General features: G+C 61.4%; 14 protein-coding genes, 12 tRNA genes and 1 riboswitch. Of the genes, 16 read left to right on the top strand and 10 right to left on the bottom strand.

The window, feature by feature from the left end:
* Window positions 1-5: 5 nt before the first annotated feature.
* On the bottom strand, window positions 6-1,982 hold the full coding sequence (locus tag ACZ9IL_RS13440) for a putative bifunctional diguanylate cyclase/phosphodiesterase (RefSeq protein ID WP_476003954.1): 1,977 nt from the start codon (window positions 1,980-1,982) through the stop codon (window positions 6-8).
* Window positions 1,983-2,148: 166 nt separating this feature from the next.
* Between ACZ9IL_RS13440 and ACZ9IL_RS13435 the strand changes: the two genes are divergently transcribed.
* Window positions 2,149-2,643 carry a hypothetical protein gene (locus tag ACZ9IL_RS13435; RefSeq protein ID WP_476003953.1) on the top strand — a complete coding sequence of 165 codons (495 nt, stop codon included), beginning with the start codon at window positions 2,149-2,151 and terminating at the stop codon, window positions 2,641-2,643.
* Window positions 2,644-2,846: 203 nt separating this feature from the next.
* Here ACZ9IL_RS13435 and ACZ9IL_RS13430 read toward each other — a convergent pair whose 3' ends face one another.
* From ACZ9IL_RS13430 to rsgA, 5 genes are read right to left on the bottom strand one after another with little or no spacing between them, the layout of a single operon-like run.
* The gene (locus tag ACZ9IL_RS13430; protein WP_476003952.1) at window positions 2,847-3,245 is read right to left on the bottom strand and encodes a hypothetical protein; all 399 of its coding nucleotides are present in this window, start codon (window positions 3,243-3,245) and stop codon (window positions 2,847-2,849) included.
* A 1-nt stretch (window position 3,246) separates the two neighbouring features.
* On the bottom strand, window positions 3,247-3,498 hold the full coding sequence (locus tag ACZ9IL_RS13425; RefSeq protein ID WP_033129570.1) for a DUF2960 domain-containing protein: 252 nt from the start codon (window positions 3,496-3,498) through the stop codon (window positions 3,247-3,249).
* Window positions 3,488-3,754, bottom strand: a complete 267-nt coding sequence (locus ACZ9IL_RS13420) for a VF530 family protein (RefSeq protein ID WP_476003951.1) — start codon at window positions 3,752-3,754, stop codon at window positions 3,488-3,490. Before ACZ9IL_RS13420 ends, ACZ9IL_RS13425 begins: the two co-directional genes overlap by 11 nt.
* A complete protein-coding gene (asd, locus tag ACZ9IL_RS13415) occupies window positions 3,751-4,623 on the bottom strand; it encodes an archaetidylserine decarboxylase (protein ID WP_476005353.1) in 873 nt (290 codons plus the stop codon). Before asd ends, ACZ9IL_RS13420 begins: the two co-directional genes overlap by 4 nt.
* Before the next feature lie 30 nt (window positions 4,624-4,653).
* Complete coding sequence (gene rsgA / locus ACZ9IL_RS13410; RefSeq protein ID WP_476003950.1) at window positions 4,654-5,688, bottom strand: small ribosomal subunit biogenesis GTPase RsgA; 1,035 nt, start codon at window positions 5,686-5,688, stop codon at window positions 4,654-4,656.
* Between the two features lie 91 nt (window positions 5,689-5,779).
* Between rsgA and orn the strand changes: the two genes are divergently transcribed.
* The 8 genes from orn to ACZ9IL_RS13370 all read left to right on the top strand — a co-directional run bounded on the left by orn (window position 5,780) and on the right by ACZ9IL_RS13370 (window position 7,210).
* The gene (orn, locus tag ACZ9IL_RS13405) at window positions 5,780-6,325 is read left to right on the top strand and encodes an oligoribonuclease (RefSeq protein ID WP_476003949.1); all 546 of its coding nucleotides are present in this window, start codon (window positions 5,780-5,782) and stop codon (window positions 6,323-6,325) included.
* A 177-nt stretch (window positions 6,326-6,502) separates the two neighbouring features.
* A tRNA-Gly gene (locus ACZ9IL_RS13400) sits at window positions 6,503-6,578 on the top strand.
* Window positions 6,579-6,603: 25 nt separating this feature from the next.
* Window positions 6,604-6,679, top strand: a tRNA-Gly gene (locus tag ACZ9IL_RS13395).
* Between the two features lie 33 nt (window positions 6,680-6,712).
* Window positions 6,713-6,788 (top strand) — tRNA-Gly (locus ACZ9IL_RS13390).
* Window positions 6,789-6,824: 36 nt separating this feature from the next.
* Window positions 6,825-6,900: transfer RNA gene (locus ACZ9IL_RS13385), tRNA-Gly, on the top strand.
* Between the two features lie 24 nt (window positions 6,901-6,924).
* Window positions 6,925-7,000 (top strand) — tRNA-Gly (locus ACZ9IL_RS13380).
* Window positions 7,001-7,034: 34 nt separating this feature from the next.
* Window positions 7,035-7,110, top strand: a tRNA-Gly gene (locus ACZ9IL_RS13375).
* A gap of 24 nt (window positions 7,111-7,134) precedes the next feature.
* Window positions 7,135-7,210 (top strand) — tRNA-Gly (locus ACZ9IL_RS13370).
* Window positions 7,211-7,484: 274 nt separating this feature from the next.
* Here the strand turns inward: ACZ9IL_RS13370 and ACZ9IL_RS13365 are convergent.
* The 3 genes from ACZ9IL_RS13365 to ACZ9IL_RS13355 form a co-directional block, all read right to left on the bottom strand.
* A complete protein-coding gene (locus ACZ9IL_RS13365; RefSeq protein ID WP_005327092.1) occupies window positions 7,485-7,694 on the bottom strand; it encodes a cold-shock protein in 210 nt (69 codons plus the stop codon).
* Between the two features lie 292 nt (window positions 7,695-7,986).
* Window positions 7,987-8,649, bottom strand: coding sequence for a LysM-like peptidoglycan-binding domain-containing protein (locus ACZ9IL_RS13360; protein WP_476003948.1), 663 nt, complete (start codon window positions 8,647-8,649; stop codon window positions 7,987-7,989).
* A gap of 99 nt (window positions 8,650-8,748) precedes the next feature.
* Window positions 8,749-10,851 carry a methyl-accepting chemotaxis protein gene (locus tag ACZ9IL_RS13355; protein ID WP_476003947.1) on the bottom strand — a complete coding sequence of 701 codons (2,103 nt, stop codon included), beginning with the start codon at window positions 10,849-10,851 and terminating at the stop codon, window positions 8,749-8,751.
* A 251-nt stretch (window positions 10,852-11,102) separates the two neighbouring features.
* On the opposite strand from ACZ9IL_RS13355, the gene gltX reads away from it, so the two are divergent.
* The 6 genes from gltX to ACZ9IL_RS13325 all read left to right on the top strand — a co-directional run bounded on the left by gltX (window position 11,103) and on the right by ACZ9IL_RS13325 (window position 13,499).
* On the top strand, window positions 11,103-12,518 hold the full coding sequence (gltX, locus tag ACZ9IL_RS13350) for a glutamate--tRNA ligase (RefSeq protein WP_476003946.1): 1,416 nt from the start codon (window positions 11,103-11,105) through the stop codon (window positions 12,516-12,518).
* A 396-nt stretch (window positions 12,519-12,914) separates the two neighbouring features.
* Window positions 12,915-12,990 (top strand) — tRNA-Ala (locus ACZ9IL_RS13345).
* A 28-nt stretch (window positions 12,991-13,018) separates the two neighbouring features.
* Window positions 13,019-13,094 (top strand) — tRNA-Ala (locus ACZ9IL_RS13340).
* 63 nt (window positions 13,095-13,157) lie between these two features.
* Window positions 13,158-13,233, top strand: a tRNA-Ala gene (locus ACZ9IL_RS13335).
* Window positions 13,234-13,291: 58 nt separating this feature from the next.
* Window positions 13,292-13,367: transfer RNA gene (locus ACZ9IL_RS13330), tRNA-Ala, on the top strand.
* A gap of 56 nt (window positions 13,368-13,423) precedes the next feature.
* A tRNA-Ala gene (locus ACZ9IL_RS13325) sits at window positions 13,424-13,499 on the top strand.
* Between the two features lie 149 nt (window positions 13,500-13,648).
* Here ACZ9IL_RS13325 and ACZ9IL_RS13320 read toward each other — a convergent pair.
* Window positions 13,649-15,799, bottom strand: coding sequence for an ExeM/NucH family extracellular endonuclease (locus tag ACZ9IL_RS13320; RefSeq protein ID WP_476003945.1), 2,151 nt, complete (start codon window positions 15,797-15,799; stop codon window positions 13,649-13,651).
* A 294-nt stretch (window positions 15,800-16,093) separates the two neighbouring features.
* A riboswitch (cyclic di-GMP riboswitch) is annotated at window positions 16,094-16,176 on the top strand.
* A 113-nt stretch (window positions 16,177-16,289) separates the two neighbouring features.
* On the opposite strand from ACZ9IL_RS13320, the gene ACZ9IL_RS13315 reads away from it, so the two are divergent.
* The gene (locus ACZ9IL_RS13315) at window positions 16,290-19,325 is read left to right on the top strand and encodes a glycosyl hydrolase family 18 protein (protein ID WP_476003944.1); all 3,036 of its coding nucleotides are present in this window, start codon (window positions 16,290-16,292) and stop codon (window positions 19,323-19,325) included.
* Window positions 19,326-19,403 lie beyond the last annotated feature (78 nt).

The following is a 19,403-nucleotide window of genomic DNA, read 5'->3' as shown; positions in this document are numbered from 1 at the left end:
GTGCCTCAGAGGACGGCGAGTAGCCGGTAGTCGCGGGCAAACTGCTCGGGGGGCAGCGGGCGGCTGAACAGGTAGCCTTGCAGTCGATCGCACCCCGCCTGAGCCAGCCATTCTTGCTGCTCCTGGGTCTCCACCCCTTCGGCGGTGATCTTGATGCCGAGTTCGTGACCTAGGCCGATGACGGAGCGGACGATGGCGGTGGTGGCCTGGTTGGTCGCCAGCCCCTGGGTGAAGCTCCTGTCCAGCTTGAGGGTCGCTACCTGCAACCGTGGCAGATATGCCAGCGAGCAGTAACCGGTACCAAAGTCATCGATGGCGAGATGGAAACCGGCCTCGATCAGGCTGGCGAGGTTGCTCTCTATCTCGTCGGCATTCTCCATCAACACCCCTTCGGTGATCTCCAGCTCCAGCTGCCAGGGGGCGAGCCCGTGGCGCTCGATGCAGGCGAAGATCTGCTGGCACAGATCGGGATCACGGAACTGCAGCGGCGACAGGTTGATAGAGAGCACCAGATCCGGCGCCACCAGTTGCCAGCGTGCCAGCTGGGCGCAACCCAGCTCCAGCATCAGCTGACCGAGCTGGCCGATGAGGCCGAGCTCCTCCGCCAGGGGAATGAACTCGTCGGGGGAGATCATGCCAAATTCGGGGTGGGGCCAGCGGCACAGCAGCTCGGCACCGTGCAACTGGTTGCCGTGGGTGCAGATGATCGGCTGATAGACCGCGGTCAGCTCGGCAGACTTGATGGCCAGCGGCAGCTGGGCGGCGATGAGCTGGCGGCGTTTGAGCCTGGCATCGAGCTCGGGATCGAACAGGGTACAGTGCTGCTGCTGGCGCTTGCCCTGTGCCAGCGCAGCCTCGGCGTGGCTCAGCAGGCGTTCGGCATCCTTGGCCTGGCCGTGGGCGATGCCGAGGAAGACCGGGATCTGGATCCTGTGCTCCTCGACCTGATAGGGGGTCATCAGCTCATGCTGCAGGTTGCGGCTCCAGTCACTCAGGGAGAGGGGGAGCTCCGGCAGCAGCAGGGCGAAGTCGTCCGCCGCGACCCGGCACAGCAGGGACTGGGGCGGTGCCAGCCGTTGCAGACGGCGAGCGACCTGGCTGAGCAGGCGATCGGCGATCCGGATGCCGAAGCGATCGTTGATTTCGCGAAAATGCTGCAGATCGACCAGCAGCAGGCTGGCCTTGCGGGCACCGAGGTGGCGGCTGGTCTGCAGGAAGTGGGAGAGCTTGAGCAGGCCGGTGAGGCTGTCGTAATGTTGCTCCTGCTGCAGCTGGGCCTGGGTGGTGCGCAGCCCGGTGATGTCGCGGCTCAGGGTGAGAATGCCGAGGGAGTTGCCCTCGTCGTCCGGCACCTCGACCCGGATTATCTCCAGGTGACGGCCCTGACCGTGAGCATCCATCAGGCAGTATTCACCCCGTCCCAGTGCCTGCTCGATGGGCAGGCGGGGGGCAACGCGATGGCCGATCGCCTCGCTCGCCGTCAGCCCCATGAAGTCGAGAAAGGCCTGATTGCAGTCGATGAGCACGCCCTGGTGATCTTCCAGCCGGATGGGGTCGGGGATGGCATCGAGCAGCCGGCGCTGCAACAGCTGTTGCTGGCGAAAGGTCTGCTCCAGCTCCTTGCGCTTGTCTATCGCGCTGATCATGGCGAACAGGGCGAGCGGCTTCCCTTGCTCGTCATAGAGCGGCACCTTGTGGATCTCCATCCAGCCGGTGGCGTCGCCACTGTGGCAGTGCAGTTGTTGATGGAGCAGGGGGTTGCCTTCGGCCAGCAGGCGCTGATCTTCTTCCCTGAATGCGTCGCCCCAGGGCATCTCGGCATCCAGTTTGCCGACGAGTTCGTGGGGGTGCTGCAGCCCGGCCTCCCTTGCGAAGACTTTATTGGCGAACAGGTACCGTCCGTGTGTATCCCGGCAGAAGATATTCATGGGTAACTGGTCGATGATCTGCTGCAGCAGCGCCAGGGAGAGCAAAGAATTCACGTGAGCACTCACGGGGGAGACTTCGAGCAAATCTATGATAACAGGCCAGTTTTGTAAAGCGTGGGTTAAGAGTCCGCCATTTATGTGGATCCCTGCTGACAGTCCGTGTTGCGGACGCCATAATAGCCGCCGGTTGGCCGATGGCCTTATGGACGAGAGAAGCAGCATGAAGAAGATAATGGGGGGCGCCCTGGCCCTGCTGATGGTAGGTTGTGCCAGTGACAACAATGGCGGCGAGCAGTATCGCTATACCCCGCCGGTTGCCAAGGCGACCAACAACACCCAGGAGATGCAGATCCCGGTCGATCTGGTGTGGGCCCGCGCTGAGAAGTGGTTTGGCGATCACGGCCTGAACATCGAGAACAGCCAGCGTGGCTCCGGTCTGATGACCGCCAACGTCGAGAACTCGGCCGATGGCCTGGAGTGGCTGGATTGCGGCACCATGGGTGCCAAAGTGGCGCTGGGCAACCCGAATCTGCAGATCAACCTGATCATCACCCAGAGCGGCAACAACAGCGTGGCCACCGTCAACGTCAAGGGCAACACCCAGCTCTACTTCGTCGAGTCCTCCGGCGAGCGCGTGCAGGCCCCCTCCATCACGCCGGTCTGCGTCTCCCGCGGCAGCCTGGAGCAGAGCCTGTTTGCCACCCTCGGCAACTGATCCTGCCCCGCCGCCGGCACGTCTGGCGACCGGTACGAAAAACCCCGTTGCCTGCAACGGGGTTTTTGTTTTTGGACTCTCCGGTGGTAAGAGGTGGCCGTCCACTCCTCCACGTCACTTAAGCCGGTACGCGGATGGTGCCGCCGCCCATAAACAAAAGCCCCCGGCAGGGCCGAGGGCTTTGTGGGAAGGCTAGCTGGCCATCAGAGCGCGCTGTCACCGTGAAACAGCGCCTGCTCACCGGATTTGAGTACATAGCCCTTCCAGGGGAAGAGCTGGTAGTCGCCCCCCTGCCAGGACCAGTCGCCCTCGTCCCCATGGCGAACGAGCCTGATTTGCTTGCCGCTCGGCAGGGTCAGTTCGGCCTGGCTCTGATCGGCGTTGAACAGCACGAAGGCGCTGCCGGTCTCGCTGGCCTCGAGGGATTGCAGGCGCACCGCCTGTTCGAACAGCCGCACGCACTGGTTGGTCAGGGCAGACCATTGATAGCCGGCGCTGGCACGGCAGCCGTGGGCATCCTGATCGTTGCCGACCAGGTGTTGTGTCGGTGTGCTGCAGGCCGCCAGCAGCAGGGAGGCAGCCATCAGGGTCAGGGTGCGCATATTACTCCTGGCCATCCCGTTCGATGACGATGTTGGAGAAGCCCAACTCCTTGAAGTAGTTCTCCCGGTAATCCTTCACGCTCTTCTTGTCGCGGCGGCAGACCTGGGCCAGCTGGGCTTCCATGGCGTGGAAGCTGGCCAGATTGATCCCTTCGGCGGCGGCAATGGCATCGTAGATGCTGTTGAACTTGTCGTTGGCGTAGCCGATCTCTTTGGTTTTTTTGCCGTAGGTGTAGGTAATTTTAAACGCCATGAGGGTCTTCCTTCTGCTTGGCCTGTTTACGCTGGACGTAGAGATAAAGGCTCTCGACCTTCTCCCGCGCCCAGGGGGTCTTGCGCAAGAATTTCAGGCTGGACTTGATGCTGGGATCCTTGGTGAAGCACAGGATGTTGATCTCCTGCCCCAGTTTCTCCCAACCGTAGTGGGCGACCAGTGCGGTGACGATCGCCTCCAGGGTCAGCCCGTGCAGCGGATTCTTCTTTTGTGCCGGGATGGGTTGCTCGCTCATGCGTCAACCGCCAGTTTGGCAAATGGCTGGCCCATACGGGTGGTCACGCCCGTGGTCAGATGGGGCTCGAAATTGGCCAACATACCCGGGCCAAACAGGCAGACGACGGTGCTGCCGAGCTTGAACAGGCCCATCTCAGCCCCTTTTTGCAGGGTGATCGCCTCATCGCCTGTGTAGTCCCAGCGCACCACTTCCTTGTGCTTGGTCGGCGCTATGTTGCCGGCCCAGATGGTCTCGATGCTGGCGACGATAGTGGCACCGACCAGCACCAGCGCCATGGGGCCATGGGGAGTGCGGAAGGTGGCCACCACCCGCTCGTTGCGGGCGAACAGGTTCGGCACGTTCTCGGCGGTGAGCGGGTTGACGGAGAACAGATCGCCGGGCACGAACACCATGCTCTCCAGCACGCCGTCCAGCGGCATGTGGATGCGGTGATAATCCTTGGGGGCCAAGTAGATGGTGGCAAAGTCACCATCCTTGAACGGCGCCACCAGGTCGTCATAACCACCCAGCAGCTCGCGGGCGCTGTAGTCGTGGCCCTTGGCCTGGATGATGCGGCCCTGATGGATGGGGCCGAGCTGGCTGACGGTGCCATCCACCGGCAGCGCCAGGGTCATGGCATCGTCCACCACCGGGCGGATCCCCGGCTTGAGCTCACGGGTGAAGAAGGCGTTGAAGCTCTTGTAAAACGCCGGCGCCTCATGGAGCGCTTCGCTCATGTCGACCTGGTATTGTTTGATAAAAGCTTCGATTACCTTGGTGGTGAGGTTGCCAGCTTCGGCGGCCGCGAGCTTGCCCACCAGACGGGAGAGCGCGTGTTTGGGCAGGCAGTATTGACCGGCAATTTTCAGGTTGTCAGTGATGCTCATGATCTTCATCTACAGAATTCGTTGAATGGGTCACAGCCGGGCTTGTTGCCGACCGTGGCGGGCTTCCTGCATGGTTTCCAGGATGCGGTGATAGTTGTGGAAGCGATCCGCGCTGATGGCGCCGCTGTCGACCGCCGCCCGCAGGGCGCAGCCGGGATCGTTCTTGTGGGTGCAGTCACGGAATCGGCAGCCACCCAGGTAGTCACGAAACTCGACGAAGCACCAGGTGATGCGATCCGCTTCCAGATGCCAGAGTGCGAACTCGCGGATCCCGGGAGAATCGATCAGATCGCCGCCGCTCGGGAAGTGATAGAGCCGCGCCGTGGTGGTGGTGTGGGTACCGAGTCCCGAATTTTCGGAGATCTCGCCGGTGAGTACATCCAGCCCCGGCATCAGGGCGTTGGTGAGCGACGACTTGCCGACCCCGGACTGGCCGACGAAGATGCTGATCTTGCCTTCAAACTGGGCTTTGAGCTCATCGAGCCCTTCGCCGCTCTCGCAGCTCACCAGGATCACCTGATAGCCGAGCTTGCGGTAGGGGGCGAGCTGGCCCTCGATGCGCAGGCGAGCCGCGTCATCGAGCATGTCGACCTTGTTCAGCACGATGAGCGGCTGGATCTCCACGTCCTCGGCGGCCACCAGATAGCGGTCGACGATGTTGGTGGAGAATTCCGGCATCACCGCCGAGACGATGATGATCTGGTCGATGTTGGCGGCGATGGGTTTGACCCCGTCGTAGAAGTCCGGCCGGGTCAGCACCGAGTGGCGCGGATGCACCGCCTCGATGACGCCGGCGGTGGCGGCATTGAGACCGGGACGCCAGACCACCTTGTCACCGCACACCAGGCTGCTGATGCTGCTGCGGCGCAGGTTGCTGCGGTGGATGGTGCCATCGACGGCCTCGACGTCCGCATGCTGACCGAAGCGGCTGATCACCACCCCCTCGATGGCCGGGCCAAACAGGGTGTCATCGACCACGGTACTGTGATCTTTTTGCAGCCGCCGTTCGCGGTTGGCCTGGACACGCCTTTGTTGACCCAGATTGAGTTTTGCTTTCTTTGCCACTCGATTCGCCAGTTTATGAACAGATCCAAAGCCAGTATGATACATGCAAATTGGCAAAATTCCGCCATTCCTCCCACTAGAGAGAGCAATCATGACAGTCAGCGAGCAGAACCTGGTATGGATCGACATGGAGATGACGGGTCTGGACCCCGAAGAGAACGTGGTACTGGAGATCGCCACCATCGTCACCGACAAGGATCTGAACGTGCTGGCACAGGGGCCCGTCATCGCCATCCACCAGAGCGACGACGAGCTTGCCAAGATGGATGACTGGAACGTCAACACCCACACCAAGAGCGGTCTGGTGGCCAGGGTCAAGGCGAGTGAATACGACGAGGCGCGCGCCGTTGCCGAGACGCTGGCGTTCATTCAGGAGTGGGTGCCGGAGCGCACCAGCCCCCTGTGTGGCAACAGCATCGGCCAGGATCGCCGCTTCATGGTCAGGCACATGGCGGAGCTGGAAGCCTTCTTCCACTACCGCAACGTCGACGTCAGCACCATCAAGGAGCTGGTCCGTCGCTGGCAGCCAGAACTGCTGGATCAGTTCACCAAGAGTGGCTCCCACCAGGCCCTTGACGACATCCGTGAATCCATCGCCGAGCTGCAGTTCTACCGCAGCCACGTGTTCAAAATCTGAGTTGCCGGCAAGGGCTTGGCATCCCCCGGTTGCTAAAATCGGCAGTTCGGACAGCTTTTGAGCGAACGGCTGCACAGTGACAAAAAAGCCCTTGCAATTGGAATGACTGCTCTTATAATTCGGCTCCCGTACAGTAGCGCAAGCAACCAAATGCTGTACGGCCGTTTTAAGGTAGTTGCGGGAATAGCTCAGTTGGTAGAGCACGACCTTGCCAAGGTCGGGGTCGCGAGTTCGAGTCTCGTTTCCCGCTCCAAAAAATTTGCCGATGATGTTCCGATGCGGGAATAGCTCAGTTGGTAGAGCACGACCTTGCCAAGGTCGGGGTCGCGAGTTCGAGTCTCGTTTCCCGCTCCAATCATCAGCAAGCACCTCAAGACAACCTATGTTGCGGGAATAGCTCAGTTGGTAGAGCACGACCTTGCCAAGGTCGGGGTCGCGAGTTCGAGTCTCGTTTCCCGCTCCAATGCTTTTAGTACGATTTTGCAGATGATATTTCGTTGCGGGAATAGCTCAGTTGGTAGAGCACGACCTTGCCAAGGTCGGGGTCGCGAGTTCGAGTCTCGTTTCCCGCTCCAATCATGTGCAGATGACATCCTGTTGCGGGAATAGCTCAGTTGGTAGAGCACGACCTTGCCAAGGTCGGGGTCGCGAGTTCGAGTCTCGTTTCCCGCTCCAATACGTATTAGTAAGCTGCAGATGATATTCCGATGCGGGAATAGCTCAGTTGGTAGAGCACGACCTTGCCAAGGTCGGGGTCGCGAGTTCGAGTCTCGTTTCCCGCTCCAATCATGTGCAGATGACATCCTGTTGCGGGAATAGCTCAGTTGGTAGAGCACGACCTTGCCAAGGTCGGGGTCGCGAGTTCGAGTCTCGTTTCCCGCTCCAATCTCTCTTCGTAGTATCACCAGTCTTTTTATCCCCTTGAATTGATTCCGTATCGCGCCGCGATGCTTCGTCGTATCCGCTTGTCAGCACCTATGCCGGTTTCCGGCCAGCATGCTCGGGCCATCGGCCAGCGCGGCGGGCATTGGGTCGTGATCCCGCTTGGTGGCTTGGGAAGGGGGGGAGGTGCGGCGAATGGCTCACCTGAGGCAGGGCGCGGAATGACGGGCAAAAAAATAGGAGGAGCAGTCTCCTCCTACTGGTTCACTGGCGCGGCTTAGAGCAGGGTCACGTTCTCAGCCTGAGGGCCTTTCTTGCCCTGGGTCACGGTGAACTGGACTTTTTGACCTTCAGCCAGGGTCTTGAAACCCGTGCTCTGGATGGAGGAGAAGTGAACGAAAACGTCCGGTCCCTGGGATTGCTCGATGAAGCCAAAACCCTTGGTTTCGTTGAACCATTTTACTTGGCCGGTGCGAATGTCAGACATGTGGTAAGTCCTATCTATAACAAAATGAAACTAACGCCTTGGTGGGCAGCATTTGCCTAGAATCCAGGGGTCTACCCATGACTGACCACGTCAATTTGTCCCAGTCGCATGCAGTACAATCCCTGTCTAAAGCACAATCGATTGTACTGAAGCCCGATCCCTTGTCAATTTGGCACTTTTCATTTTTTGAGCGAGCTAAAACTATTGCGAAGTCAGCGGCTTGTTTCAGGCTGCGGCTCAAAAAAACGGGAGGCACCAGGCCTCCCGTTTCAGTGCGTTATGCCTCGCGGTTTCACTCCTTGAGTGCGAACCCTTCACCCTGGCGGTCGTAGCGATAGTTCACCTGACCCAGGGCGCGGATCTCGACCCGCTGGATGCGGCGACCCGCGTCCACCAGCACGAACACCGACTTGCCTGACTGCAACCGGGTCAGCGGACGATCCGGTCCCTCGATGGCGATCAGCCGGCTGAGCTCGGCGCCGGGCAGCTCGAACTTGCGGAAGATGGAGTAGAGGGTCTCGCCAGCCTGCACATCGTGCTGCAGCCAGGTACCGTCCACCTTCTCCTCGACCGGCTTGGCGGCAACCGGCGCACTGCCGGTGTTGCCATTGCCGACGGTCAGCGCCTGGGCCGGCACTGCCAGCGGCACGGCGAGCGAACCGGACGGCGCCACGCCGGGGGCGGAGGGCGCCGGCTCCCAGATCAGCACCAGCAACCAGAGCGGGACCAATACCAGCAGGCCAATGGTGTTCTTGCGCGGCAGCGGGCTGGCCAGCTTGAATGAGGCCGTCCTGGCCTCCTTGTTACGCAGGCCACTCATGCCTTGCCCGAGGCGCTGACGCAGGGGCAGGGTAGCGGCATTGATACGATGGAGCAGGGTTCCTTGTGATTCGTCTTGGCGACGCTGCTGGGCTCGTCTGTTATGGCCACGTGGGCGACGGTCCGGGGTGGGCACGGCATTTACCTCTCACTACATTGCCTGCCATCAGGCAAATATGCCGCCTATGGTAAACGGACTCGCCCCCGAGGGGGAGAGCCCTGATGATGAAAATTATCAGCTGAGACGAAATTGTCCGAGCAATTGCTGTAAACGCTCGGCCGCCTGGCGCAAGGCCTGGCTGGCTTTGGCCGTATTGGTCGCATCTTCGGCGATGTCGTTGGCCAGTGCGTTGGTTTTTGACAGATTGCCGGAGACGGTCTCGGAAACCGAGCTCTGCTCCTCGGCGGCGGAGGCTATCTGGTAGGTCATGTCGTTGATGGTGGCGATGGCCTTGAAGATGCTGCCGAGCGCCGCCTCCGCCAGATCCGCCTCGCCCACCGCCTGATGGGTCAGCTGCTGGCTCTGCTGGATGGCGCTGACCGCGTTGGCCGAACTGTGGCGGATCTTCTCGATCAGCTCCTGGGTGTTTTGCACCGCCTGCTGGGTATTGCCCGCCAGCTTGCGCACCTCGTCCGCCACCACCGCGAAGCCGCGGCCCTGCTCACCGGCCCGGGCCGCCTCGATGGCGGCGTTGAGCGCCAGCAGGTTGGTTTGATCGGCGATGCCCTGGATCACCGTGAGGATGCTGGTGATCTGCTCGCTGTCGTAGGCCAGCCCTTCCACCACCTCGGCGCCCTTGCCTGCTTCGGCAGCGACCCTGTGCATGGACTGGATCACCCGCTGGAAGCGCTCCTTGCCCTGATCCGCCGCGCCCTGAGCCTGCTTGGCGGAGTCGGCGGTGTTGTTGGCGTGGGTGGCGACCTCCTGGCTGACGTAGGACATCTCCTGCACCGCAGTCAGCATCTGCTCCATCTCCGCCTGGTGATGCTGCAGGTTGGTGTCGGTCTGGCCGGCGATGCGGTCGGTGTCACCGGCGTGGCGATGGACTTCGCTCGCGGTCTTCTGCACATCCCCCAGCAGCACCTGCAGCTTGTCGATGAAGCGGTTGATGCCGCGGGCCAGGGCCCCCAGCTCGTCCTGGGACTGGGTCTTGAGGCGCTTGGTGAGATCCCCCTCGCCGTCGGCGATGTCATCCACCAGGCTCACCATCTGGCGGATGGGGCCCGTGATGCTGCGGGCGATCACCAGCATGGTGGCGAGGGCCAGCACCAGCACCAGCAGGGCACCGATCAGTTGCTGGGTCATGGCGGCCCGGTTCATGTCGGCGAGCTGCTCCGCCAGCTGATCGGCGCCAGCCAGCACCACCTTGTAGGGCAGGGTGACGATGATGGCCCAATTGCGACTCATGCCCGGCACCGCGATGGGCACCGAGATGCGGAACGCATCGGTGAGCTCCTGGCGCTGCACCTCCGGCTTGAGGTATTGCTGCCAGCCAGCACCGAGCAGCTTGTCGGCGCGGCTGCCGAGCAGGCTGGCATCGCCGCTGGTACCGGTGATGACGCCGGCGGCGCTGACGATCAGGGTCTCGCCTTTGCCGTCATAGATGTTGCTGTTGAGGGACTGGGCTTGACGGCTGATGGAGTCCACCGCCAGATCCAGCGCGGCGACGCCCTTGAACTGGCCGTCCACCAGTATGGGGGTGGTGATGGTGCTCACCAGCACCTGCTGGCCGTTGATGTCCACCTTGAAGGGGTCGATGAGGCAGGAGCGGCCCTCCCGTTTCGGGCAGGCGTAATAGTCGTTGGCCGGATTGCCAAACTCGTCCGCGTCGCTCTTCTCGATGGAGAGCAGCAGATCGCTGCCGATGCTCCCCTTGTCACGGTAGAAGTAGGGCACGAAACGGCCCTGGCTGTCGCTGCCAAGGGCCGTCTGACCGGCGAAGGTGGCGTCCTGGCCATCGAAGCCATTGGGCTCGAAGCCCGCGAAGGCGCCATACAGCTGGGGTTCGAGTGCGAGCTGCGCCTTGAGCAGATCGGTGGCCTGTTGGCGATCCAGCGGCAGCTTGCCCCCTTGCTGCTGGGCGAAGACGCTGGCCATCTGCTGGGTGTAAGAGAGCCCCTTCTGCAGCAGCTGGGTGATGGTGGCGGCCTCGGCACGGGCATTGGCACTCACCTTCTGCCAGGCCTCCTGTTGCAGGGCGGCGCGACTGGAGCTGATGGTCAGCTGCTGGGTCTGTTTGCCGGAATATTGGTTCAGCAGGATCAGGATGACCAGGGCCGTGGTCATGGCGATCCCCGCCATCACCAGGATGCGATTCTGGATAGAACGAAACTGCATCTTGCGTTCCTTGTAACGTAGAAAGTTGTTTGAATTATCGGCAGGGCGGGAGATCTCTCCAGCAATCTTGTCTAGCTAAGCGGAAAAAGAGGGAAACTTTTGCGATCCCATTCAAAAATAGTGGTCTTTACCGGATCCAGGCCTATTTTAGGCTCCGCGGTACCATGGTTTTCCCATCCGGGTTGCTCGGTGCTAAAATGCGACGGTTTTTTTAATGAATTGGCCCAAGGCCCTCTACACAAGGCTTAAAGATGAAAGTCAAAACCCGTTTTGCTCCCAGCCCGACCGGCTTCTTGCATGTTGGCGGTGCCCGTACCGCACTCTATTCCTGGTTGTTTGCGAAGAGCCAGGGCGGTGAGTTCGTGCTGCGTATCGAGGATACCGATCTGGAACGTTCCACTCAGGAGGCGATCGACGCCATCATTGAGGGCATGGAATGGCTGGAGCTGAACTGGGATGAGGGCCCCTACTACCAGACCAAGCGTTTCGATCGCTACAACGGCATCATCGACGAGATGCTGGCCGACGGCCGTGCCTACAAGTGCTTCTGTTCCAAGGAGCGCCTCGAATCTCTGCGCGAAGGTCAGATGGCCAACGGCGAGAAGCCGCGCTATGACGGCAAGTGCCGTGACGCGGCCCACGCTCACCCGGCCGATGCGCCCCACGTCATTCGCTTCCGCAACCCGACCGAAGGCTCTGTGGTGTTCGACGACCACGTCCGTGGCCGCATCGAGTTTGCCAACACCGAGCTCGACGATCTCATCATCCGCCGCACCGACGGCGCCCCCACCTACAACTTCTGCGTGGTGGTGGACGACTGGGACATGGAGATCACCCACGTGGTGCGCGGTGAAGACCACATCAACAACACCCCGCGTCAGATCAATATCTACAAGGCCCTGAACGCGCCTGTGCCGGAGTTTGCCCACGTCTCCATGATCCTGGGTGACGACGGCGCCAAGCTGTCCAAGCGCCACGGCGCTGTCTCCGTGATGCAGTACCGCGACGACGGCTACCTGCCGGAAGCGCTGCTGAACTACCTGGTGCGTCTGGGCTGGTCCCACGGCGATCAGGAGATCTTCAGCCTGGACGAGATGATCAAGCTGTTCAGCCTGGATGCCATCTCCAAGTCCGCCTCCGCCTTCAACACCGACAAGCTGCTGTGGCTCAACAACCACTACATGCGCAGCCAGGATCCGGCGCACGTCGCCAAGTACCTGGAGTGGCATATGGCCGCCCAGCACATCGACACCAGCACGGGCCCGTCCCTGGCTCAGGTGGTGACCCTGCTGGCCGAGCGTTGCAACACCCTGGTGGAGATGGCCGCCCAGAGCCGCTACCTGTTCGAGGAGTACGAGGCACTCGACGAAGCCGCCGCCAAGAAGCACCTGCGCGGTGTGGCTGCCGAGCCGCTGATCCTGGCCAAAGCCAAGCTGGCCGCCCTGGAGACCTGGACCACCGAAGCGCTGCACGAGCTGATCGAAGCCACTGCCGCCGAGCTGGGTCAGGGCATGGGCAAGGTCGGCATGCCGCTGCGCGTCGCCGTCACCGGGCTGGGTCAATCTCCGGCCATCGACGCCGTGATGGCGCTGGTGGGCAAGGAGCGGGTGCTTGCCCGCATCGATCGCGCCCTGGCGTACATCGAAGCGCGCATGGCTGCCGAGTAATACCGGTCTGGGCCAGCTCCCCCTGCCATCGACGCCGTGATGGCGCTGGTGGGCAAGGAGCGCGTTCTCGCTCGCATCGATCGCGCGCTGGCGTACATCGAAGCGCGCATGGCGGCCGAGTAATCTCGCTGCCGGTCAGTCTCTCAAGGCTGGCGAACAAGCCGCTGTGAATGACCTTAAAGGGCTCCCGAACGGGGGCCCTTCGTTTTTGAGCCTCAGTCGGATTTGTGACATAAAACAGTGAGATAGCCCTCTGGCTGCTGGTAAAAACAGCGAACTGTTTGAATTTTGACTAAACGCGCAAAGCGGTGGTATTTTAGGGTTGACAGCAAAGCGGGTGATGCCTATCATGCGCCTCCGTTGCCAGAGATAACTTTGGTAGCACCGAGGTGAGTTGGGGTTATAGCTCAGCTGGGAGAGCGCTTGCATGGCATGCAAGAGGTCCGCGGTTCGATCCCGCGTAGCTCCACCAAATTTTCCTCGAACAATCTGGAATCCAAGGGGTTATAGCTCAGCTGGGAGAGCGCTTGCATGGCATGCAAGAGGTCCGCGGTTCGATCCCGCGTAGCTCCACCAGGTTCCAAATTGAAATGCAGTACCCAGGGCAGTGCGGTGTGTATCACCCAGGCCGACCTTTGTGGGGTTATAGCTCAGCTGGGAGAGCGCTTGCATGGCATGCAAGAGGTCCGCGGTTCGATCCCGCGTAGCTCCACCACTATTTCGAAGTAAGACAAACGGACACCAGAACCGATTGTCTAAAGAGTAAAGATTTCGGGGTTATAGCTCAGCTGGGAGAGCGCTTGCATGGCATGCAAGAGGTCCGCGGTTCGATCCCGCGTAGCTCCACCACTATTTAGCAATGAGGCAGCCGGCCGCCAGAACTGGTTGTTTAAAAAGAAGAATTTGGGGTTATAGCTCAGCTGGGAGAGCGCTTGCATGGCATGCAAGAGGTCCGCGGTTCGATCCCGCGTAGCTCCACCAAACACTTAAGGCCACCGTTATCGCGGTGGCCTTTTTGTTTGTTCAGGCATTTGTTTTTTTCATGGCTAACGCCTCTTCATTTACAAATCAAATGGCCAAAATGAGAAAGCCCGCGACTGTCGCGGGCTTTTTTCGTTATTCAGAGCGAGTTATGAGGTGTGTCGGCGGCGCCAGGCCAGCGGCAACAGCGCCAGCAGCAGGGCACCCATGGCACCACCACCGCCGCCCTTGCTCTCCTCCTGCAACTTGAGATCGACGATGATGGGATCGTGATCCGAGGCGCTGAACGGGTTGTCAGACTTGATCATGTCGCCGGTGAAGCCACGGCCGTACTCGAACAGGTTGCTCTCGTAGGAGTTGATGTGCCAGTCGGCGACCGCGATCACCCGCTTGGCCAGCGCCGGGTTGGCGAGGGCGTAGTCCAGGGTACCGAGTTCGGCCTCATAGCTGTAGGAGATGGCCTTCTCCTGATTGAATTTGACGTTCAAGTCCACCAGGCCATAGCTCTTGCTCACCTCCTGACCGATACGCTCGTAGGACTGCTCGCCGAGGAAGGTGTGGGAGGCGGCGCGGATCTTGCGATCACTGCTGGCCGGCGCGTAGTCGGTCAGCACCCGGATCGGGTCTTCCTTGGCGTAGGAGTTGAAGTCCCCCACCAGCAGCACCTGGCCCGGCAGCTTGTTTACCGCCTCGCCCAGTACCTTGGCGGCACTGACCCGGAACTCGGTGCACTTGCCCTGCAGATCGGCGGGTTCGGTCTTGCCATCCCCGTTTTCAAAGCAGCCGGAGCCCTTGGATTTCAGGTGGTTGACCACCAGGGTGAGCGGCTCGTTGCCACCTGTCACGGTGAAGCTCTGCACCAGAGAGTCACGCTGGCTGGCGGTCTTGGCGACGCCACCGGTGATGTAGCGCTGCTCCGGTAGCGGGATCACGCTGGCATCCCCGCTCGGGGTCAGCTTGGCCGGACGGTAGATCATGGCCACCATGATGGCGTCGCCACCGAAGAAGCGCTCCTGACCGAGCAGGGCCTTGGGCAGGCTGACGAAGGCGTAGTGCTGGCTGACGTCTTTTTGCTGGGCGTTGAGACTCGCGACCAGATCGCTGATGGCGGAGTGTTCGTCGAAGCCGTTGTTCTCCATCTCCATCAGGCCGAGGAGGTCTGCGTCCATCTCGGTGATGGCGTTCACTATCTTGGTACGCTGCTGCTGGAAGTCAGTCAGATCCTTGGCGCCGCGGTTGCAGCCCTTGGCGCTGTCCGCATCCGCCTGATCCACGCAGAGCACGTTGAGGGCGCCGCCCACGCTGGAGTGGCTGGTGAAGTAGTTGAGCACGTTGAAGCTGCCGATGCGCAAGTCGGTGCCGGCGGTGCGGGCCGGTGCGCGCTGGCGATCGTTCTCGTCGGTACGCAGCAGATCGCCGACCGTGATGGTCTGCTCCTTCGGCACGATCAGCCGGTATTCGTCATAGCTGTAACCTACCAGGGCATCCAGGTTGACCGGCGCATCGCCGACGCGCAGATAGCCCTGCTCCGGCTCCCAGGCTGGCAGCCAGGGCAGCTTGCCGTCGGCGGCCTTGAAGTCGGATTCGAGGAACACCCGGTTGCCGGCATTGGCCTGTGCCAGTGCCTTGGCTTGCTCGCTGCCCGCCACATGCAGCTGGGTCGGCTTCATCAGCGGTGCCTGGTGGGAGAGCACCAGGTTGTTGCGCCTGGCGGCGTAGTCGTAGCTGAAGTTGCGGCTGATCTTGAGGCCGCTGCTTTCATCGAGCCGTACCCGCATCCCCTCGTGGCGCTCCAGCGCCCGGGCCAGGGTTTCTCCCTCCAGCACCCGCAGCGGTACGGCGGCAGGGGCCGCGCCCTGTGCCAGCACCTGCAGACGCGCAGCGCTGCCGTCGAAGACGGGTTTGAGCTGGGTGTAGCCGTAATACTCCGCCACCTTGGCTTCCAGACAGACTACGGTGCCCGGCTTGAGGTCCGGGTACTTGGTCGCGAAGTTCTTGTCGCTGAGGAAGACGAAGATGCCGTCCGAGGTCTGGGGGTTGCCATCTCCCTGCACATCCTGCAGGTAGAAGCCCTTGTTCAGGCTCTCGCCGAGGGCGCTGACCACCGCCTTGACCGAGACCGTCTGGGTGCTTTCGAACAGATCGTCCGGGATGAGCGGGCTCTTGTCGCCACTGCCTTGAATGGCGGGGATGGGGGTGAGGGCATTGTCGGCCGGACAGCTGAAGCCGGCGGCGTAGACAGAGGGGGACGCAAGGGCGAGCCCCACGGCCAGCGACAGCAGGGTAGGTGTTCCTTTCATGGGTAATCCTTTTTTATTTTTGCCAGTGTTTCCATAGCCTTGGCGCCTTGACCAAGGGCGCGCATTGTCACATTTCTGGCAGTTCATACCAGTGAGCCAACGCACATTATTGGGAGACAAAGGAGGCCTATTTCATTTATTTGATCTGGCTAACAAGTTGAAATTAATGACTAATTTGTCATTTGTTGCGAGTCGAAATACTGTGATCCCGCTGGCGTTTACATATTTCTCTTCGAGAACAAAGATTGAGCATCTGCGACTTGCTTCCTATACTCGCCCTGTTCCTCACGGAACCCAGGTAAAGGGCAAACCGGCAATGATGCCGGGACGCAAAGCCTCCGATCTGCCCCGCAGGGACAGATAGCGGGGTTTCCCCGGGTGACATGAGGGTATGTGGCCCGTCCATGGCCTGTTGTCGACCCTTTCTCGCCTGTTGCTGCCGCCTTTTGCCCGGTTTTAAAAGCCAAGACAAAACAAGGAAGATAAAACAATGCAACAGACCTTCAGGCCCAGCAGGCTCGCCATGCTGGTTGCCCTCGCGGCCATGCCCGCCTGGGCGCAAGCCGCTTATCCCGCCTATCAGGCTGGCACCGCCTACCAGGCTGGCGATGTCGTCAGCAACGTTGGCAACCTCTACGAATGCAAGGAATTCCCCTATTCCGGCTGGTGTGGCGCCTCGCCCTACCACTATGCTCCCGGCGTGGGCGCAGTCTGGGCCGATGCCTGGAAACCCTTCAGCGACGGTGGCACCGCGCCAGCCCTTGGGCTCGCCATCAGCTCGCCCGCGGTTGGTAGCGCTTTCAACGAAGGCGCCCCGGTGGCCCTGGCGGTGAGCCTGAGCGGCAACAGCAGCGCGCTGACCCGGGTCGAGTATCTGATCGACGGGGTTCAGGTGGCGGTGAGCAGCGCGGCGCCCTGGTCGGCGAGCTGGACCGCCAGCGGGGTCAGCGCCCATCAGCTCAAGTCCCGCGGGCTGGACAAGGACGGCAAGCTGCTGAGCGAGGCCGATGCGGCTTTCAGCGTCAGTGCCGTGGTGGCGCCAGAGGCACCCAAGGTCAGCATCGCGAGTCCGGCCGCCGGGGCCAAGCTGACCCTGGGCCGCGCCGCCACCGTGACGGCCAATGTGACCGATGCCAACAACGACGTGGCCAAGGTCGAGCTCTATGTGAATGGCCAGAAGGTCGGTGAAGACAGCAGCGCCCCCTGGCAGTTGAGCTGGACACCGCAGAACAGGGGCCTGGCCGGCCTCAAACTGGTGTCCACCGATAAAGCCAATCTGGTCGGCGAATCGAGCCAGGTCGATGTACAGGTGGAAGAAGCCGCCTTGCCACCCACCGGTGGCAACCTCTCCTGCGACATTCGTCAGGTCTACCGCGCCGACGGCAGCGAGTGCATGGGGGATGACCATGCCCGCCGGGTCATCGGCTACTTCACCTCCTGGCGTACCGGCAAGAACGGCCTGCCTTCCTATCTGGTGAACGACATTCCCTGGGACAAGATCACCCACATCAACTACGCGTTCGCCGGGGTGGACGAGCAGAGCCATCTGATCAAGGTGGACGACTCTGCCACCAAGATGACCTGGGAGGGGGTAGCGGGCGCCGAGATGGATCCCGAGTTCGCTTATCAGGGCCACTTCAACCTGCTGTCGAAGTACAAGAAGCAGTATCCGGACGTGAAGACGCTGATCTCGGTGGGCGGCTGGGCCGATACCCGTGGCTTCTACACCGCCACCACCAAGGGGGATTGCTCGGTCAACACCGCCGGCATCAACGCCTTTGCCGACTCGGCGGTGGGCTTCATCCGCCAGTACGGCTTCGATGGGGTGGACGTGGACTATGAGTACCCCACCTCCATGAAGGATGCGGGCAACCCCAACGACTTCCCGCTCTCCAACCAGTGCCGGGCCAAGCTGTTTGCCAACTACGAAGTCTTGATGAAGACCCTGCGTTCGCGGCTCGACAGTGCCGGTACCGAGGATGGTCGCAAGTACATGCTGACGATCGCCTCGCCGGCGTCGGCCTATCTGCTGCGTGGCATGGAGAACTTCCAGGTCACCCAGTATCTGGATTACGTCAACCTGATGACCTATGACTTCCACGGTGCCTGGAACAACTTCGTGGCCCACAACGCCGCGCTGTTCGACAACAAGGCGGATCCCGAGCTGGCCCAGTGGGGGGTCTACAGCCAGGCCCAGTACGGTGCCATCGGCTATCTGAACTCGGCCTGGGCAGCGCACTACTTCCGTGGCGCCCTGGCGGCCGGCAAGATCAACATAGGGGTGCCCTATTACACCCGTGGCTGGCAAGGCGTCACCGGCGGTACCCATGGTCTCAACGGCAAGGCAGCCCTGCCGAGCCAGAGCAACTGCCAGCCGGGCACCGGTGGCAGCACCATCCCCTGCGGCAACGGGGCTGTCGGCATCGACAACATCTGGCACGATCTGGACAAGAACGGCAAGGAAGTCGGCGCCGGTGCCGTGCCCATGTGGCACGCCAAGAACCTGGAGCACGCGGCCAGCCTCGGCATCACTACCCTGCCGAGCTATGGCACGGCCTGGGGCCTGGATCCCAACGATCCGGCTGACGTGATCCAGGGCCAGTACGTGCGTTACTACGACGACAAGGCGCAGGCGCCCTGGCTGTGGAACGAGCAGAAGAAGGTGTTCCTCTCCACCGAAGATGAAGAGTCCATGGGCAAGAAGCTGGACTACATCGTCAACCGGGGTCTGGGGGGCGTGATGTTCTGGGAAATGGCGGGGGACTATGCGTTCGACCCGGCCAAGAACGAGTATGTGATGGGTAGCACCTTGACCAGCCTGGCGTACGACAAGTTCAGCAAGGCGAGCAAGGCGAACCTGAAACAGAACGATCTGCCGGCACCGGCGGCCCAGCTCGACATCGGTGTGAGCCTCTCCGGCTTCAAGGAAGGGGATTCGAACTACCCGATCAACCCCACGCTGAAACTGACGAATAAATCCACCCAGACCATCCCGGGCGGGACCCGCATCGAGTTCCTGGTACCCACTTCCACCTCTGACACCATCACGGATCAGAGTGGCATGGGCCTCAAGGTGGTCGAGAGCGGCGGCAACCAGAACTCGGACGGCATTGCCAACGAGAAGGACTTCCACAAGGTGGCCATGACGCTGCCGACCTGGAAGGCCTGGGCGCCGGGCTCCGACGTTGAAGTGGCCATGACCTACTACCTGCCGGCAGCGGGCGTACCGAGCGGCGTGCGCCTGATTGTCGGCAGCCAGACCATAGGTCTCAAGGCTGATTTCCCGGCCCTGGCCGAGGCGGTCGTGGGTACGGGCGGGGGTGATGGCGGTACCGGTGGCACCACCTGCAGCAGCCAGAACGTCAACCCGGCGAGCTATCCGGCCTATCCGAGCTGGCCTCAGGGCGATCACGCCAATGCCAACGATCGCGTGACCAATGGCAAGGCGGTGTGGCAGGCAAACTGGTGGACCAGCAGCGAACCCAAGGCGGGTGACGGCAGCTGGAAGCTGGTGTGCAGCTACTGATATGACGAAACGGCATCTTTCTGATGCCTCGTAGAGACGATAAATCCGGAGCCTGGCTCCGGATTTTTTTATGGGTAA

The sequence above is a fragment of the Aeromonas sp. TECH754 genome (assembly GCF_056279295.1).
Note: the sequence above shows the minus strand (reverse complement) of the source record. Positions and strands in the feature narration are given on the sequence as shown.